The 17,430-nt window shown below is 63.6% G+C and carries 15 protein-coding genes; 3 read left to right on the top strand and 12 right to left on the bottom strand.

The window, feature by feature from the left end:
• Positions 1-64: 64 nt before the first annotated feature.
• From CQW31_RS31280 to CQW31_RS03385, 7 genes are all read right to left on the bottom strand, one after another.
• A complete protein-coding gene (locus CQW31_RS31280; RefSeq protein ID WP_177332403.1) occupies positions 65-241 on the bottom strand; it encodes a hypothetical protein in 177 nt (58 codons plus the stop codon).
• Positions 238-1,350, bottom strand: a complete 1,113-nt coding sequence (locus tag CQW31_RS03410; protein WP_099813754.1) for a PepSY domain-containing protein — start codon at positions 1,348-1,350, stop codon at positions 238-240. Before CQW31_RS03410 ends, CQW31_RS31280 begins: the two co-directional genes overlap by 4 nt.
• Positions 1,351-1,492: 142 nt before the next feature.
• Positions 1,493-3,922: a TonB-dependent siderophore receptor gene (locus CQW31_RS03405; RefSeq protein ID WP_099813753.1), complete on the bottom strand. Its 2,430-nt coding sequence runs from the start codon at positions 3,920-3,922 to the stop codon at positions 1,493-1,495.
• Positions 3,923-4,136: 214 nt separating this feature from the next.
• Complete coding sequence (locus tag CQW31_RS03400) at positions 4,137-5,093, bottom strand: FecR domain-containing protein (protein WP_099813752.1); 957 nt, start codon at positions 5,091-5,093, stop codon at positions 4,137-4,139.
• Positions 5,090-5,608, bottom strand: a complete 519-nt coding sequence (locus CQW31_RS03395; RefSeq protein ID WP_054886005.1) for an RNA polymerase sigma factor — start codon at positions 5,606-5,608, stop codon at positions 5,090-5,092. The genes CQW31_RS03400 and CQW31_RS03395 overlap by 4 nt, the downstream gene beginning before the upstream one ends.
• A 235-nt stretch (positions 5,609-5,843) precedes the next feature.
• A complete protein-coding gene (locus CQW31_RS03390) occupies positions 5,844-6,554 on the bottom strand; it encodes a PolC-type DNA polymerase III (protein ID WP_054886004.1) in 711 nt (236 codons plus the stop codon).
• The gene (locus CQW31_RS03385; protein WP_099813751.1) at positions 6,551-8,488 is read right to left on the bottom strand and encodes a putative nucleotidyltransferase substrate binding domain-containing protein; all 1,938 of its coding nucleotides are present in this window, start codon (positions 8,486-8,488) and stop codon (positions 6,551-6,553) included. The genes CQW31_RS03390 and CQW31_RS03385 overlap by 4 nt, the downstream gene beginning before the upstream one ends.
• A gap of 214 nt (positions 8,489-8,702) precedes the next feature.
• Here CQW31_RS03385 and CQW31_RS03380 point away from each other — a divergent pair, with 214 nt between their 5' ends.
• Positions 8,703-9,146 (top strand): response regulator, encoded by a 444-nt coding sequence (locus CQW31_RS03380; RefSeq protein WP_249342210.1) that lies wholly within the window; start codon positions 8,703-8,705, stop codon positions 9,144-9,146.
• Between the two features lie 148 nt (positions 9,147-9,294).
• On the opposite strand, the gene CQW31_RS03375 is transcribed toward CQW31_RS03380, so the two are convergent.
• Positions 9,295-11,472: a malate synthase G gene (locus tag CQW31_RS03375; protein ID WP_099813749.1), complete on the bottom strand. Its 2,178-nt coding sequence runs from the start codon at positions 11,470-11,472 to the stop codon at positions 9,295-9,297.
• A 451-nt stretch (positions 11,473-11,923) separates the two neighbouring features.
• Here CQW31_RS03375 and CQW31_RS03370 point away from each other — a divergent pair, with 451 nt between their 5' ends.
• Positions 11,924-12,442, top strand: a complete 519-nt coding sequence (locus tag CQW31_RS03370; RefSeq protein ID WP_054885257.1) for a glycine cleavage system protein R — start codon at positions 11,924-11,926, stop codon at positions 12,440-12,442.
• Positions 12,443-12,658: 216 nt separating this feature from the next.
• Here the strand turns inward: CQW31_RS03370 and rarD are convergent, their stop codons facing one another.
• The 4 genes from rarD to CQW31_RS03350 form a co-directional block, all read right to left on the bottom strand.
• Positions 12,659-13,546 carry an EamA family transporter RarD gene (gene rarD, locus CQW31_RS03365; protein ID WP_099813748.1) on the bottom strand — a complete coding sequence of 296 codons (888 nt, stop codon included), beginning with the start codon at positions 13,544-13,546 and terminating at the stop codon, positions 12,659-12,661.
• Positions 13,547-13,601: 55 nt separating this feature from the next.
• Positions 13,602-14,576: a serine/threonine protein kinase gene (locus CQW31_RS03360; RefSeq protein WP_099813747.1), complete on the bottom strand. Its 975-nt coding sequence runs from the start codon at positions 14,574-14,576 to the stop codon at positions 13,602-13,604.
• A gap of 177 nt (positions 14,577-14,753) precedes the next feature.
• Positions 14,754-15,518 (bottom strand): TOBE domain-containing protein, encoded by a 765-nt coding sequence (locus CQW31_RS03355; protein WP_054885254.1) that lies wholly within the window; start codon positions 15,516-15,518, stop codon positions 14,754-14,756.
• Between the two features lie 26 nt (positions 15,519-15,544).
• Entirely contained in the window at positions 15,545-16,282 is a 738-nt protein-coding gene (locus tag CQW31_RS03350; RefSeq protein WP_099813746.1) for a ComF family protein, read from the bottom strand.
• 89 nt (positions 16,283-16,371) lie between these two features.
• On the opposite strand from CQW31_RS03350, the gene bioB reads away from it, so the two are divergent.
• On the top strand, positions 16,372-17,430 hold the full coding sequence (bioB, locus tag CQW31_RS03345; RefSeq protein ID WP_054885252.1) for a biotin synthase BioB: 1,059 nt from the start codon (positions 16,372-16,374) through the stop codon (positions 17,428-17,430).

Genomic DNA, 17,430 nt, shown 5'->3' with positions numbered 1-17,430 from the left:
TGTACTCCATAAAAGTAGGCGCACACAAGCTGGCCATTGGCGCAGTGCAATGGGCGGTAACCGGTTATCGACCGCACAGTGCCCGCAGGCTGAGCACGGCCGGGATACCCAGGCCCAGCCAGGCCAGGGCATCCCACGCGCCGTCACCGAGCAAGGCGGCGAACAGGCCGGCGGCGCCGAGCACGGCAATGCTGGCCGGCCAGGCGAAGACGCGCCGGGTGGCTTGCGACCTGTGGCTCATGCGCGCGTCTCCCGGGTCTTGCGCTGCTTGCCCCACCACAGGTACAGGCCGCTGCCGAGCACGATGAGGGTTAGCACATCGAGCACTGCCCAGAGGATCTGCATCGGTCGACCGCCGTAGTCGCCAAAGTGCAGCGGCTGCGACAACCCCATGGCGTCCATGTACCAGGGCCGCTCACCGACCGCCGTCAGCTCGAGGGTGCGGGCGTCGATCAGCACCGGCGTGAAGAGGTGTGAGCTCAGGTGCGTGGCGCCATTCATGAACACTGCGTAATGGTGTTCGCTGGAGAAGCGCGTGCCGGGGAAGGCAATGAAGTCGGGGCGCATACCGGGTGCGGCCTGTTCGGCAATGTTCAGCAGGCGGGTGGCCGGTGCGCGATCAGTGAGTGCCGGGGCATCACGATAGGGTGCGACCATCGCGGCCAGGCTGTCGTTGCGCCAGGCAGCAATGACCAGGTCGGACAGGGCGCTGATCACGCCGGTCACGCCGACGGTGAGCGCCCAGGCCAGGGTGACCACGCCAATCAGGTTGTGCAGGTCGAGCCAGCGCAGGCGGCGGGACTTGTCGTGGCGCACGGTGGCGAAATCGAGACGGCGCATGAACGGCGCGTAGAGCACGGTGCCGGAGACGATCGCGACGACGAAAAGCACACCCATGAACGCCAGCAGCAGCTTGCCGGGGAGCCCGGCGAACATGTCCACGTGCAGGCGCAGCATGAGCATCATGAAGCCACCGTTGGCGGCGGGCATGGCCACGGCTTCGCCGGTGCGGGCGTCGAGCATGAAGGTGTGCGACGAGTTGGGTTCGGTGCCGGCAGTTGCGGCGGTGATCGCGAGTACGCCGTCGGGTTCGTCCTCGTCGAAGCCGAAGTACTGCACGACCTCGCCGGGGCGGTGCTGTTCGGCTTTGACGACCAGCTGTTGCAGGTCCAGATGCGGGGTGCCTGCCGGCATCTCGCGCAGTTGCGCAGCATCGCCGAGCAGTTGTTCGAGTTCGTGGTGGAAGATCAGCGGCAGGCCGGTGAGCGACAGCAACATCAGGAACAGGGTGCAGACCAGGCTGCTCCAGGTATGGATCACCGACCAGCGGCGGATGGTTGGGCTTTTCATCACGGTACCGATTTCTGTCTGTTGGACCGTGGGGCTGCTGCGCAGCCCTTTCGCGACACAAGGCCGCTCCCACAAGGAATAGATGATTTCCTGTGGGAGCGGCCTTGTGTCGCGAAAGGGGCGCAAAGCGCCCCCAGCTCACTCAGAACTTGTAGGAAGCACTGACCACGACGCTGCGCTCGTCGCCGTAGTAGCAGTAGAAGCTGTCGCAGGTAGAGATGTAGTCCTTGTTGAACAGGTTGGTGGCGTTGACCGCCACCGACGCGCCCTTGAGGCTGGTGCTCAGGCGACCGAGGTCGTAGTGCACGGAGGCGTCGAACACGGTGTAGGCGTTGGCCTTGCCCAGGTAGGTGTTGGCCTGGTCGCCGTAGGTGTTGCCGGTGTAGCGCGCACCGCCGCCGATACCGAAGCCATCGAGCACGCCGCTGTGCCAGGTGTAGTCGGCCCACAGCGAGGCTTGCTGGTTGGGCATCAGCTGCAGGCGGTTGCCCTGGTACTGGCCATCCTGCACTTGCGACTTGGCCAGGGTGTAGGCGGCGGTCAGCTTGAGGTTTTCGGTGACATCGGAAACCGCTTCCAGCTCCAGGCCGTGGACTTTGACTTCGCCGGTCTGGCTAGTGATGGTTACCCCGCCGACGTTGTCGGTTACCGAGACGTTTTTCTGCGTCAGGTCATACACGGCTGCCGAGAGCAGGGTGCTGGAACCCGGTGGCTGGTACTTGACGCCCAGCTCCCATTGCTTGCCTTCGGTCGGTTTGAACGACTCGGAAGCGGACACTGCAGCGTTGCTGGACGGCTGGAACGACTCGGCATACGACAGGTACGGCACGAAGCCCGAGTCGAACACGTAGCTGATCGCCGCGTTGCCGCTGAATTTCTTGTCGCGCTGGGTGTTGGTGGCATCGCCTTTGTTGAGGAACTTGGTGCTGGTGTGCACCCAGTCTTCGCGACCGCCCAACGTCAGGCGCCAGTTGCCAAGGGCCATCTGGTCCTGGATGTAGACGCCGGTCTGATAGGTTTTCTGGTCGTAGTCGTAGAACGCCGTGGAGCGGTCCGGGCGAGTGATTGGCACTCCATAGACCGGGTTGTTTACGTTGCTGTCCGGCACGGAGCCGAAGATCGATAAGTAGTTGGTATTGACGCGCTGGTGGTCCAGGCCCAGCAGCAGGGTGTGGGTCACGTCGCCGGTGGCGAAGTCGGCCTGGAAGTTGTTGTCCACTGCAAACTGGCTGATGTCTTCATCGGTGTTGGTGGACATGCGGCTGACAGTACCATCGTCCTGCACCGGTGGTGTGGTCGGGTTATAGCTGCCGGGCGTGATGGTCTGGAACGCCAGGTCGGTCTTGGTGTAGCGCAGGTTCTGACGGAACTGCCAGACATCGTTGATGCGATGCTCGAAGGCGTAGCCCAGCGCGTAATAGGTACGGTCGTAGAACTCGTAGTCCGGGTCACCGAGGTTCTTGTGGTGGGAGACCTTGCCGAACGGCATATCGATCTTGGTGCCCTGGATCGGCCGGAACTGGCTGGTGGCGCCGGTATCGTCGCGGGTGAACTGGGTCAGCAGTGTCAGCGAAGTATCTTCGTCGATGTTCCAGGTCAAGCTCGGGGCAATGTTGTAGCGCTTGTCGTCGATATGGTCGATCTGCGTGCCGCCATCGCGAACAACACCACTTACGCCGTAAAGGAATCGGCCCTCGTCATCAACCTTGCCGGTGCTGGCAAAGTTGATCTGGCGATGGTTGTCGCTGCCGTACTGAAGTTCGATCTCGTGAGCGCTTTCAGCCTGGGGGCGGCGGCTGACCATGTCCAGCAGGCCGCCGGGCGGGGTCTGGCCATACAGCGAGGAAGCCGGGCCACGCAACAGCGCCAGGCGGTCGAGATTCCAGGTTTCGGCTTTCGGGTTGGCGTACACGCCGCGTGGCAGCGGCAGGCCGTCAAGGAACTGGGTTGGTTCGAAGCCGCGCACCCGCATCCAGTCGTAACGGGTGTCGCTGCCGAAGCTGGCGGAGACGATGCCCGGCATGTATTTCACGGCATCGTCGAGGCTGTGCACGCCACGGTCATTCATCTGCTGACGGGTGGCCACGGAGATCGACCGCGGCACTTCGACCAGCGCGGTGTCGGTCTTGGTTCCCGCTGCAGTGCGCTTGGCCAGGTAACCGTCGACCGGGCCCCAGGCGCTCTCGGACGCGCTGGCGGCATTCACGGTGGTCTCCGGCAGGGCCAGGGCGCCATCCGGCACGGCGACCAGGCTGTAGCTGCCCACGCTGCTTTGCTGCAATTGCAGGCCGGTGCCCTGCAGTGCGGCTTGCAGGGCGCCGAGGCCATTGTATTGGCCGTTGACCGGGGCCGAGGTCCGGCCGCTGACCAGCGCCGGGTCTATGGCCAGGGCGATGCCCGACTGGCTGGCGATCTGGTTCAGCGTAGTGGCCAGCGGCGCAGCGGGCAGGTTGTAGGCGCGTGGTGCCGACTGCTCGGCGGCGAACAGGGCGGTGCTGGACAAGGGCGCGGCCACGGCGATGGCCAGGGCCATCAGGCTGGGGCGCAGGATACGATCAACGGCACGGGACATGCAGCGGTTCCTCGACGGATAAGTGCTTACTGCTTCCTTGCCGAGCGAGATTGCGCAAGTGACAGGGGGAATCGGAAAAAAAGTGAGAATTATTTGAATCTGGCTTTCGCCTGCACTAACCCTTTCGCGGGCTCGCCCCACAGCGGGATCACAGTTTTCGAAGCTGTGATATCCCTGTGGGAGCGGGCGAGCCCGCGAAGGTATAGAAACTCATCTACTTGGGAACGACGGTCACCCACCACGGCGTATGCCGCTCGATCTTCACCGGCAGCGCCGGCACCAGCGAAGCCAGGGCCAGGTCGGTGTTGGTCAGCGGGAAGCTGCCGGTCACGCGCAGGTCGGCCACTTCATCGGCCACGCCCAGGTGACCGCTGCGGTAGCGGCCCAGCTGCTTCAGCAGGTCGGCCAGGCGCATGTTGTCGACCACCAGCATGCCGCGGGTCCAGGCATCGGCCTCGGCTGGCACCGGGCCTATCTGGCCGAGGCCGTTGGTGTTCATCAGTACTTGCTGGCCTTCGTGCAGGACCAGTTCGTCGCCGCTGTTGTGCGGCATGGCGGCTACTGACGACTGCAAGACTTCAAGGCGCGTGCCGTGGTCTTCGCGGCGCACCTGGAAGCGCGTGCCCAGCGGGCGCAGGCGGCCATCGTCGGTACGTACCAGTAACGGCCGAGGATCGTCGTGGCCGGTTTCCACCGAAATTTCGCCTTGGTGCAGCACCAGCACGCGCTGGTCGCCGTCGTAGTCGATATCCACGGCGGTGTGGCTATTGAGGCTCAGCAACGTGCCGTCGGTCAGGCGCAGGGTCCGCAGTTCACCGGTGGCGGTGCGCTGATCAGCGAGCCAGTAACTGGGTGCCAGCGACGGTGTGCCGACGCCGGCCAGCAGGGCACCTAGCAGGAACAGACCGGCCAGCCCCCCGCCGGCCTTGCCTATCCGGCGGCGCAGGCTGGCGCGCGATTGCAGCAGGGCCTGGCGAGCCGGGCCGGCAGCGGCGCTGACGCGCTGGTCGAGAGCGCCGAGCTGGCGCCAGGCACGGGCATGTTCTTCGCTGGCGGCATGCCAGCGGATGAACTCGTTGCGCTGGTCAGGCGTGCCGCTGCCATCGTCCAGGCTCATTTTCCAGGCGATGGCGGCCTCCAGCACGCGCGACGAAACCGGTGTGTTGTTCACCTGGGTTCCCCATACAGGGCCACGTAGCACTGGCGCATGCCCTGGGCGATGTACTGGCGCACGCGCGACACCGAAACGCCCAGGCGTTCGGCGATTTCGGCGTGGCCCATGCCATCCAGGCGGTTGTGCAGGAAGGCTGCACGGGCCTTGCTCGACAACTTGCCGAGCAGGCGGTCGATGGCCTTGAGGTCTTCGAGGATCAGCTGCTGGGTTTCCGGGGACGGGTGTTGTGCTTCGGGCATCGACGCAAGCTCCGCGAGGTAGGCCTGCTCCAGCGCCGCACGGCGGAAGTGGTCGAACATCAGGCCCTTGGCCACGGCGGCAAGGAAGGCGCGCGGTTCGCGCGGGGTGTCCAGCTGGTCGCGGCCGAGCAGGCGCACGAAAGTGTCCTGGCTCAGGTCTTCGGCGCGCTGGCGGCAGGCCATGTTGCGCTGCAGCCAGGCAAGCAGCCAGCCGCGATGGTCGCGGTACAGCGAGCCGACCAGTTCTGCGTGTGGGCGGTGGGCAGCAGACATGCAGCGTCCCCCGGAACGAATGCATTAACTAACGATAATTATTCGCGATTGTTACAGAGGCGGGGGGTGGGGTGCAATGGACGCTTATCGGATTGCCATCATTCAAGTCATGTTGCCTGTGCCGGCCCTTACGCGGGTAAACCCGCTCCCACAGGGGAGCGCATAGGTCTGAAACTGATGCGATCCCTGTGGGAGCGGGTTTACCCGCGAAAGGGTCGGCAAAGCCACTGCATGATCAAAGACCGTGATGATGCGCTTTGCGCCGGCGCCAGCTGGCCAGCCGCTGTTCCAGTTGCAACGGGCTGTCGAGCTGCTGGCGGCGGGCCTGGCTGAACAGGATCAGCGCCAGCTCCGCCGTGACCTGCGCATCGGCGCTGGCATGGTGACGCTCATCCACCTGCAGGCCGAAGCGCGCCACCCAGTCGTCCAGCCCGGCTTCGCGCAATACGGTGTCGGGGTTGAGCATCGGCGCCAGTTCCGCAACGTCGAGGAAAGGCAACTGCAAGCGATAACCGAGGCTTTCTTTCAAGGCCCTGGCAAGCATGCGCTGGTCGAACGGCGCATGGAACGCCAGCACCGGGCTGTCGCCCACGAACTCGAGCAGGTCGAGCAATGCCTCGGCCGGGTCGCAACCAGCCGCCAGGGCGCTCGGCCCGAGGCCGTGGATCAGCACGCTGGCGTTGGTTTTCTGCTCAGGGCGGTGCAGGGTGCGTTCGAATTGCTGGGCGAAATCGATGGCCCCGTCTTCGATGGCCACCGCGCCGATCGACAGCACAAGGTCGCGATGGGGGTTCAGGCCGCTGGTTTCCAGGTCAAGCACGACCCAGCGCTGCTCGCGCAACGAGCACACCCCCAACGGCCGTGCCTTGGGCAGCCGGGCCAAGCGCTGGCGCAAGGCGTCGTCCACCAGTGGGGCCGCGGGGCGCAGCCAGGCGAACAGGCTCACAACTGATACCGCAGCGCCAGGCTGCTCTGCAGGCGCTGGGCCTGGCGCAGGGATTCGCGCAGGATGCGCCGGTCCAGATGGTTGAGGCTGTCTGGATCGAGGCGGTTGGAGTAGGGCAGGTTGTCGCGAGTCTGGCGCTGGTGCTGCTGCATGCGGGTTTGCTGGATGAAGTGGTAGGCCTCTTCATAAGCTGCGCCGTCGAGCGCTTCGATGACCCCTTTGTCGACCAGCTGACGCAGGCGCTCGAGGGTGTTGCAAGCACCAATGCCATTGGCCAGGGCCAGCAGACGGGCACCGTCGACGAAGGGGGTCAGGCCCTGGACCTTGAGGTCGAGGGTGGCGGCCTTGTCGTTGCCCTGGCGGGTCAGCACGAATTCGCGCAGGCGGCCCACTGGTGGACGCTGGCGCAGCGCGTTTTCGGCAAGCATGCGCTGGAAGATGCGGTTGTCCGCCACCTGCTCGAGCAGCTGCCGACGCAGCTGTTCACAGCCCTGTTCATCGCCCCAGACCACGCGCAGGTCGAAGTAGATGCTCGAACCCAGCAGGTTCTCTGGGCTGGCTTCGCGCACAAAACCGGCAAAGCGCCGCGCCCACTGGGCACGTGACAGGCACAACTCGGGGTTGCCGGCCATGACGTTGCCCTTGCACAGGGTGAAACCGCACTGGGCCAGGCACTGGTTGATGTACTGCGCCAAGGGCAGCAAGCGTGCTCGAATGGTTTCGGCTTGGGCGTCGTCGGCGGCCTCGAAGAGGATGCCATTGTCCTGGTCGGTATGCAGGGTCTGCTCGCGGCGCCCTTCGCTGCCGAAGCACAGCCAGCTGAACGGCACGCCGGGGTCGCCGCGTTCGGCTATGGCCAGCTCGATCACCCGGCATACCGTGTGGTCGTTGAGCAGCGTGATGATCTGGGTGATCTGGGTCGAGGAGGCGCCATGAGCGAGCATGCGCTCGACCAGCTGGCCGATCTCACCGCGCATTTGTACCAGTGAATCAAGGCGTGGCGCGTGGCGGATGGTACGCGCCAGGTGTACCAGGTCGACCCGCTGCAACGAAAACAGGTCACGCTCGGAAACCACGCCACACAGCCGCTGGTTATCCACCAGGCAGACATGGGCGATGTGCCGTTCGGTCATCGCCATGGCGGCATCGAAGGCGCTGGCCTGGGGGCTGAGGTAAAAGGGCCTCGCTGTCATGTGCTGTTCGATCGGTGCAGCGAGCTCGGCATCGGCGGCGGCCACCACCTGGCGCAAGTCGCGAAGGGTGAAGATGCCGATCGGGTAGCGCTGCGGGTCGACCACGACGATGCTGCCCACCTGCTGTTCGTGCATCAGCCGTACCGCCTCGCGCAGCGGTGTATCCGGCGCGCAGACCACCGGGTGTCGCATGGCCAGTTCGCCCAGCGGGGTATTCAACGAGTACTGGGTGCCGAGGGTTTCCACCGCACGTTGGCGTACTTGCTGGTTGACTTGGTCGAGCAGGCTGCTGACACCGCGCAGTGCAAAGTCTCGAAACACGTCCGACATCGAGAACACGCGGATGAACGCGGCCTTGTTCAACTGCAGGCAGAAGGTGTCTTCACCCGCCAGGTGTTCGGTGCGCGTGGCACGCTCGCCAAGCAGCGCCGCCAGCGGGAAGCATTCGCCGCCAGTGATCTCGAAGGTGGTTTCCACCCCGGGCTTGACCAGGTGCTGGCGCTCGCCGACCACACGGCCTTGCTTGACGATGTAAAAGTGCTCGACGGGGCCATCCGTGGGTTTGATGATGCTTTCGCCGCTGGCATAGAAGCGCAACTGGCATTGTTCCACCAGAAAGGCCAGGTGGCTCTGCTCCATCTGGTTGAACGGCGGGAAACGCTGCAGGAACTGCAGGGTGCCCTGGATGTTCTGCAGTACTGCCGTTCTACCCGCCTGACTGTAGACGTCCTTTTTGCTCATGACACTGACCGTATCGCTACGCCGAACTATATATATCTATATATAGGTGCCGGCCTTGTTGTTCTCGGCCCCCATGGTCGGCTGGCAGCGGGGTGGTGCCCATTGGACGTAAGTCTAGTGAAGCATGACTGTCAAAGCGCCGACGAAAGGTGAGCCGATTTACGTAGCTTTCGTGGTCATAACCCTTGAGCGGGATTTTTTTGACGAGATGAACATGGCTGAGCATGACGACATCCTGAGTGACGCCGAACGCGAGGCCCTGGCCGTGCTCAGTGCGCCCCTTGCGCACAGCCCGGTGGTGTTGATCGTCGATGACGACCCGGTCAACAGCGATGCGCTGAAGTGGTACCTGAAAAGCTGGGGTATCGAATGCATGACCGCTGACGGCGTTGAGGAAGCGATGTTCAAGCTGCATTACGAGCCGCGCATTGCGCTGTTGATCACCGATCTGCGGATGCAGCCCTGCAATGGCCTGGACCTGATACGGCAGATCCGCGAATCGGAACGGGCAGCATTGTCGATCATCGTGGTGTCGGGCGACACCGATGTGGAGGAGGCGGTGGACGTGATGCACCTGGGGGTGGTGGATTTTCTGCTGAAGCCGGTGGATCTGGAGAAACTGCTGGGGTTGGTGAAGAAAGAACTGAAGATCGAGTAGTGCAGGGCTGGGGCTGCTTTGCAGCCCTTTCCGACCGGTCCGGCGCCCCGGCAAGGCCGCTCCTACAGGGAAACGCGATTCCTTGTAGGAGCGGCCTTGCCGGGGCGCCGGACCGGTCGGAAAGGGCCGCAAAGCGGCCCCATGCGGTTTACAGCCCGTTACGCGCCTTGAACTCGCGACGGCGGCGGTGCAGCACTGGCTCGGTGTAGCCGTTCGGCTGCTTGGCACCTTCGATGACCAGCTCGATCGCCGCCTGGAACGCGATGTTGTCGTCGAAATTCGGCGCCATCGGGCGGTACAGGGCGTCGCCAGCGTTTTGCTTGTCGACCACTGCAGCCATGCGCTTGAGGCTTTCCAGCACCTGCTCCTGGCTGACCACGCCATGGCGCAGCCAGTTAGCCAGCAGCTGGGCCGAGATGCGCAGGGTGGCGCGGTCTTCCATCAGGCCGACATCGTTGATGTCCGGTACCTTCGAGCAACCTACGCCCTGATCGATCCAGCGCACGACATAGCCGAGGATGCCCTGGGCGTTGTTGTCCAGCTCGTTGCGGATCTCTTCAGCCGACCAGTTGGTGTCGGCCGCCAGCGGGATGGTCAGGATGTCGTCGACCGAAGCCGGGGTGCGCGAAGCCAGCTCGCGCTGACGCGCCTGCACGTCGACCTTGTGGTAATGCAGGGCGTGCAGGGTGGCGGCGGTTGGCGACGGTACCCAAGCGGTGTTGGCACCGGCCAGTGGGTGAGCGATCTTCTGCTCGAGCATGGCGGCCATCAGGTCAGGCATCGCCCACATGCCCTTGCCGATCTGCGCACGGCCTTGCAGGCCAGTGGCCAGGCCGACGTCGACGTTGTTGTTCTCGTAGGCGCCGATCCACTTCTCGTTCTTCATGGCGCCCTTGCGCACCACTGCGCCGGCTTCCATCGAGGTGTGGATTTCATCACCGGTACGGTCGAGGAAGCCGGTGTTGATGAACACCACGCGCTCGGCGGCCGCCTTGATGCAGGACTTCAGGTTGACCGTGGTACGGCGTTCCTCGTCCATGATGCCGACCTTCACGGTATTGCGCTTCATGCCCAGCAGGTCTTCTACACGGCTGAAGATCTCGGCGGCGAAGGCGACTTCTTCCGGGCCGTGCATCTTCGGCTTGACGATGTACACGCTGCCGGTGCGGGTGTTCTTGCGGCTGGTGTTGCCGTTGAGGTTGTGCAGGGCGATCAGGTTGGTGAACAGGCCGTCCTGGATGCCTTCAGGGATTTCGTTGCCCTGAGCATCGAGGATCGCCGGGTTGGTCATCAGGTGACCGACGTTGCGCACGAACAGCAGCGAACGGCCGTGCAGGGTTACGCTGCCGCCATTGGGCGCGGCGTATTCGCGGTCCGGGTTCATGGTACGGGTGAAGGTCTTGCCGCCTTTGCTCACGCTTTCGGCCAGGTCGCCCTTCATCAGGCCCAGCCAGTTGCGGTAGACGATGACTTTGTCATCGGCATCGACGGCGGCGACCGAGTCTTCGCAGTCCATGATGGTGGTCAGTGCCGATTCCATCAGGATGTCTTTGACGCCGGCGGCATCGGTGCTGCCGACTGGCGTGCTGGCGTCGACCTGGATTTCGAAGTGCAGGCCGTTGTGCTTGAGCAGCACAGCGGTCGGTGCCTTGGCATCGCCATGGAAGCCGATCAGCTGGGCGTCGTCACGCAGGCCGCTGTTGCTGCCGCCTTTCAGGGCAACGACAAGCTTGCCGCCTTCGATGCGGTAGCCGGTGGAGTCGACGTGCGAACCGGCAGCCAGTGGCGCGGCTTCGTCGAGGAAGGCGCGGGCAAAGGCGATGACCTTGTCGCCACGCAGCTTGTTGTAACCCTGGCCCTTCTCGGCGCCGCCTTCATCGCTGATGGCGTCGGTGCCGTACAGGGCATCGTACAGCGAACCCCAACGGGCGTTGGCTGCGTTCAGGGCGAAGCGGGCGTTCATCACCGGAACCACCAACTGCGGGCCGGCCATGTGAGCGATCTCTTCGTCCACGTTCTGGGTGGTGGCCTGGAAATCGTCGGCTTGTGGCAGCAGGTAGCCGATTTCCTGGAGGAATGCTTTGTAGGCTACGGCGTCGTGCGCCTGGCCTTGGCGTGCCTGGTGCCAGGCGTCGATCTTGGCTTGCAGCTCGTCGCGCTTGGCGAGCAGGGCTTTGTTCTTTGGAGCGAGGTCATTGATGATCTTCTCTGCACCGGCCCAGAACTGCTCGGCGACGATGCCGGTCCCCGGAATGGCTTCGTTGTTGACGAAGTCGTACAGGACCTTGGCGACCTGAAGGCCACCGACTTGAACGTATCCAGTCATTGCTTGCCTCACTCTGCTCAGCTATTTCGCTCTTCTGTATTAAGCCTGTAGCGCTTCTCTAAACACGTTCCAGTGCTTGCCCTCGTCGGATGGCACGAGCGCGGCTGGGTGCGGCCTGCCAGACGGGCTGGCAGACAGTGTGCGTATTTTCACAGGCGCCTTGGCAGACATCCAAACGACGTTTTGTAGTCCGCGCCACGGGATACTACATGATGCAGTAGACGAGGCAAAATCAGACTAAAAGCGCCGTTATGCGACCAGTTGGTCGCGTATGGTCACGCTGGGAGAACGTATGTTCGCAAAAAACGGGTGGATTGTTCCAGATAAATCTTGAAACAGTACACGATTTGTTATCCGGATTGCCCTGCGGCAGGTTGCCGCGCCTTGCCTATACTGAGTCGATCCCCCGTATTTACGCCGCCTCGGGCGGCCCGACACCGAGGAAGGGCCTGTGGATCATCTTGTACTCACCGTGATTGCCCCGGACAAGGCCGGCCAGGTCGAGCGCATTGCCCAGTGCATCGCCGATCATAATGGCAACTGGCTGGAGAGCCGCATGTCGCGGATGGCCGGACAGTTTGCCGGGATCCTGCGGGTGGCGGTGCCAGCGGAAAACTACGACGAACTGGTCAAGTCGCTGCAGGCGCTGGGGCAATACGATATTCGCGTGCTCATCGCCGAGAGCGGCATCGAACCGTCCTGCACCTGGAAACCGATTGCCATGGAGCTGGTGGGCAATGACCGCCCGGGTATCGTGCGCGATATCACCCGCCTGCTGGCGGACCAGGGGGTGAACCTTGAGCGCTTCACCACCGAAGTGCGGCCGGCGCCGATGAGCAGTGAGCCGCTGTTCCATGCCGATGCGCTACTGGCGCTGCCATTGACCTTGTCGCTGGATGACCTGCAACAGAAGCTGGAGAGCCTGGCGGATGACTTGATGGTGGAGTTGAAGTTGCGGCCGGAGGACTGATCGGGTTATCCCGATTTGACGGGGACTGCCCTGTGGATAAGCTGGGGGCGCCCCTCGCCAGCCCAGGAACGGCAAGCCTTCCCGAGGTTTGAGCAAAAAACGTACAGAAATCAGCAGCTTGTGCACAAAGCACGGGGACGAGGGTGTGGATAACCTTTGGAGATGTTTCTGCAGGCCACGAATCACGTGGCCTGCACGGTTTTGATCGTTTTTTGATCAGGCGCGCTTGCGCAGGGTCAGCCAGGCATCGACGCTGTAGATTGCCAAGCCCGCCCAGATGAAGATAAACGCGATCAAGCTGCTCGAGGACAGCTGCTCATCGAACAGCAGCACTGCCTGCAGCAGCACCAGGGTCGGCGCCAGGTACTGCAGGAAGCCCAGGGTGGTATAAGGCAGGTGCCGCGCTGCTGCGTTGAAGCACACCAGCGGCACCAGCGTCACCGGCCCCGCTGCCATCAGCCACAGGGCCTCGCTGCTGGTGTAGAAGTCAGCTTGTGCGCTCATTGCCGTCGGATGCAGCAGCAACCAGCCCAGCGCCAGCGGCACCAGCATCCAGGTTTCCACCACCAGGCCGGGCAACGCCGCTACCGGTGCCTGTTTGCGAATCAGGCCGTAGAAGCCAAAGCTCAGCGCCAGCGCCAGCGACACCCACGGCAGGCTGCCCACTTGCCATACCTGCTGGGCAACGCCCACCGCCGCCATGGCCACTGCCAGCCATTGCAGGCGGCGCAAGCGCTCGCCGAGCAGCAGCATGCCCAGCAGCACGTTGATCAGGGGGTTGATGTAGTAGCCCAGGCTGGCCTCGAGCATGCGGCCGTTGTTCACCGACCAGACATAGGTCAGCCAGTTGGCGGCGATCAGCGTACCGCTCAGTGCCAGAATTGCCAGCCGGCGCGGGTTTTCACGCAGTTCACGCCACCAGCCGGGGTGCTTCCACACCAGCAGCAACAGTGAGCCGAACAGGGCCGACCAGAGCACCCGGTGGACGATGATCTCGACCGCCGGAACGCTCTGGATAGCTTTGAAGTACAGCGGGAACAAGCCCCAGATGATGTAGGCACCAAGGCCCAGGAGGTACCCGCGGCGCGGGTTTGCAGCTTGCATGGAGAGTCCTTGCTCAGTAAAGCGACGCCTATTGTAGACAGAGGCGCGCTTGCTTCTAGAACAATTTCAGCGGTTGTTCATCCAGCGCTGCCAGTTGCTCGCGCAAGGCGAGGATCTGGTCACCCCAGTAACGCGGCTGGCCGAACCACGGGAAGCTCGGCGGGAACGCCGGGTCGTCCCAGCGCCGCGCCAGCCAGGCGCTGTAATGGAGTTGGCGCAGGGCGCGCAGCGGTTCGATCAGGGCCAGTTCACGTGGGTCGAAATCGTGGAACTCGTTGTAGCCATCCACCAGTTCGGCCAGTTGCCCCAGGCGTTCCTCGCGGCTGCCAGCGAGCATCATCCACAGGTCCTGCACCGCAGGGCCCATGCGGCAGTCATCGAGGTCGACGACGTGATACACCTCGTCGCGGTGCATCAGGTTGCCGGGGTGCAGGTCGCCATGCAGGCGGATGACCTGATGCGGGGTGCGGGCATAGACATCCTCGACACGCTTGAGCAGATCCCGGGCCACGGACTCGAAAGCCGGCAGCAAGTCCCTGGGGACGAAACCACCGTCGAGCAGGGTGTTCAGCGAGGCATGGCCGAAGTTGTCCACAGCCAGCGCTTCGCGGTGTGCGAACGGGCGCGCAGCCCCTACCGCGTGCAGGCGGCCAAGCAGTTGGCCGAGGCGGTAGAGCTGGTCGAGGTTGCCGGGTTCCGGTGCATGGCCGCCTCGGCGCGGGAATAGGGTGAAGCGAAAGCCTTTGTGCTCGAACAGGGTCTGGCCGTGGTGTTGCAACGGCGCGACCACGGGCACTTCGCAGTCGGCCAGTTCGGCGGTGAACTGGTGCTCTTCGAGGATCGCCGCATCGCTCCAGCGCCCCGGTCGGTAGAACTTGGCGATCAACGGCTGCGAATCTTCGATGCCCACCTGATAGACGCGGTTCTCGTAGCTGTTCAGCGCCAGGACCCTGGCATCGCTGAGAAAGCCCAGGCTTTCCACGGCGTCCAGGACCAGGTCGGGGGTGAGGGTATCGAAGGGGTGAGACATGCGGGCTCCGGGGGTGGGCGGCGTGCTGGCATGGTAACTCATTCCATGGCTTTCCCTCAGATTGCCTGTTCTGGCCCTTTCGCGGGTGAACCTGCTCCCACAGGATATGTACAACACCTGAACAGGGTGCAGTACCTGTAGGAGCGGGTTCACCCGCGAAGAAGAGGCCGGCACAGGTTAAACCGGTACCCCGAGCAATACATAGGAAGGATGGAACTGCACCTTCACTTTGCTCCCTGCTTTGATCGACTGCTCAACCAACCAACCTGCCTCGGCAAATGCACACAACGTCTGCCCATTGCCCAGCGCCAACCGCACCTCGCTGTCCCCTTGCGCATCCGCCAGCACCGCTTCGACGGTGGCGTTCAGCACATTGCTACCCGCATCCGCCTCATCCCCTGCTGCCAGCAACTGCACCCACCCGGCCTTGAGCAGCGCCACCACCGTGGTCCCCAATGTCAGCTCCAGCCGCGCCGTGCTGTCAGGGGTAATCAGCGCATCGATCTCCAGCCCGCCGCCCAATGCCAGGCTCACCCGATCATGCCGGCCCTCCCTGCGCAGCCCGCTGACCTGCCCCTGCAGCTGGTTGCGTGCGCTGGTGCGCAACATCAGGCGCCCGAGCAGGTCCAGGTCGCTGGACTCTTCGGCGGCGTCGAGGATCTGTGCCTGCAGTGCCTGCACCTTCTGATACAGGCGCAGGACCCGCTCGCCTTCCATGGACAGCCTTGCGCCGCCGCCGCCTCGGCCACCCGTGCTGCGCTCGACCAAGGGCTTGCTGGCCAGGTTGTTGAGTTCATCGATCGCATCCCAGGCAGCCTTGTAGCTGATGCCGGCAGCCTTGGCCGCGCGGGTGATCGAGCCTTGTTCGGCGATGTGCTGGAGCAGGTTGATGCGCTGCGGACGGCGCGCAATATGCTGGGTGAGCAGGGCGGGCAGGGACATGGGGCGGCCTATCGGGTGATGACCCGTCAAGCTTGCCCCGGTTTTGCCGTGCGTGCCAGGCAATACACATCGATCCTGCGCGCACCTGCCTGGTGCAACAGCTGCGCAATGGCCTGCGCGGTGGCCCCGGTGGTCATCACATCATCGATCACGGCAACGTGGCGGCCCTTGAGTGCTGCCTCGCTGGACAGCGCGAACGCCTGGCGCAAATTACGCCGGCGAGCACGGGCGTCCAGGCTCTGCTGTGCCGGTGTTTCACGCGTGCGCAGCAACAAACGTTCATCACATTCGATCACCAGTGCCTTGGACAGCCAGCGCCCGAGCATGCCGGCCTGGTTGAAGCCGCGCTCGCGCAGCCGGCGCCGGGCCAGCGGTACTGGCAACAACAGGTCTGGCCTGGGCAGGCCTTCCTGATAGCGATGGTGCATGTGCAAGCCCAGCAGTTCGGCCATCAGGCGCCCCAGCGGCCATTGGCTGTTGTGCTTGAAGCGGCTGATCAGCGTGTCCAGCGGGAACCCGTAGTGCCAGGGCGCCATGGCCTGGTGAAAAGCTGGCGGGCGGCGACTGCACTGGGCGCAGATCAGGCCGGCCATCGGCAATGGCAGGGCACAGCGCAGGCAATACTCGTCGAGCCAGGGCAATTCCTGCTCGCAGGCGGCGCACAGGGGGTAATGCTGTTCGGCAGGTTCGCCGCATAGCAGACAGATATGGTTAATATTTGTACAGTTGTAAACCAGTGCTTTTAACCAAGGTTGACAGTTCATAGGCCATCCATGAGTATGCGAGCTATCCGTGATGCGCTGGCGGGCACTTGTACCTCGGCGCCCGTTACAGCCTAAACAAGGAAACGCCGATGAGCGCCAGCACAACTGCAACAACACGTCACGATTGGTCCCTGCCTGAGGTCAAGGCGCTGTTCCAGCAGCCATTCAATGACCTGCTGTTCCAGGCGCAAACCGTGCACCGCGCGCATTTCGACCCCAACCGCGTACAGGTTTCGACGCTGCTGTCGATCAAGACCGGCGCCTGTCCGGAGGATTGCAAATATTGTCCGCAGTCCGGCCACTACAACACCGGGCTGGAAAAACAAAAGCTGATGGAAGTGCAGAAGGTGCTCGAGGAAGCGGCTCGCGCCAAAGCCATCGGCTCCACCCGCTTCTGCATGGGCGCGGCCTGGAAGCACCCGTCGGCCAAAGACATGCCCTACGTGCTGGAGATGGTCAAAGGCGTGAAGGCCATGGGCCTGGAAACCTGCATGACCCTCGGCAAGCTCGACCAGGATCAGACCCTGGCCCTGGCCCAGGCCGGCCTGGACTACTACAACCACAACCTCGACACCTCGCCTGAGTTCTACGGCAGCATCATCACTACCCGTACCTACAGCGAGCGCCTGCAGACCCTGGCCTACGTGCGCGATGCCGGGATGAAGATCTGCTCTGGCGGCATCCTCGGTATGGGCGAGTCGCTGGACGACCGCGCCGGCCTGCTGATCCAGCTGGCCAACCTGCCCGAGCACCCGGAATCGGTGCCGATCAATATGCTGGTAAAGGTCGCCGGTACCCCGCTGGCCGATGAAGAGGACGTAGACCCGTTCGACTTCATCCGCATGCTGGCAGTGGCTCGGATTCTCATGCCGAAGTCGCACGTGCGCCTGTCCGCCGGCCGCGAGCAGATGAACGAGCAGATGCAGGCCCTGGCCTTCATGGCGGGCGCCAACTCGATCTTCTACGGCGAGAAATTGCTGACCACCGCCAACCCGCAGGCCGACAAGGACATGCAGCTGTTCGCTCGCCTGGGTATCCAGCCTGAAGCCCGCGAAGAGCATGCCGACGAAGTGCACCAGGCGGCCATCGAGCAGGCCTTGGTCGAGCAACGCAGCAGTGAGCTGTTCTACGACGCCGCGTCTGCCTGA

This window comes from Pseudomonas sp. 382 (genome assembly GCF_002759075.1).
Classification (GTDB): domain Bacteria; phylum Pseudomonadota; class Gammaproteobacteria; order Pseudomonadales; family Pseudomonadaceae; genus Aquipseudomonas; species Aquipseudomonas vlassakiae.
Note: the sequence above shows the minus strand (reverse complement) of the source record. Positions and strands in the feature narration are given on the sequence as shown.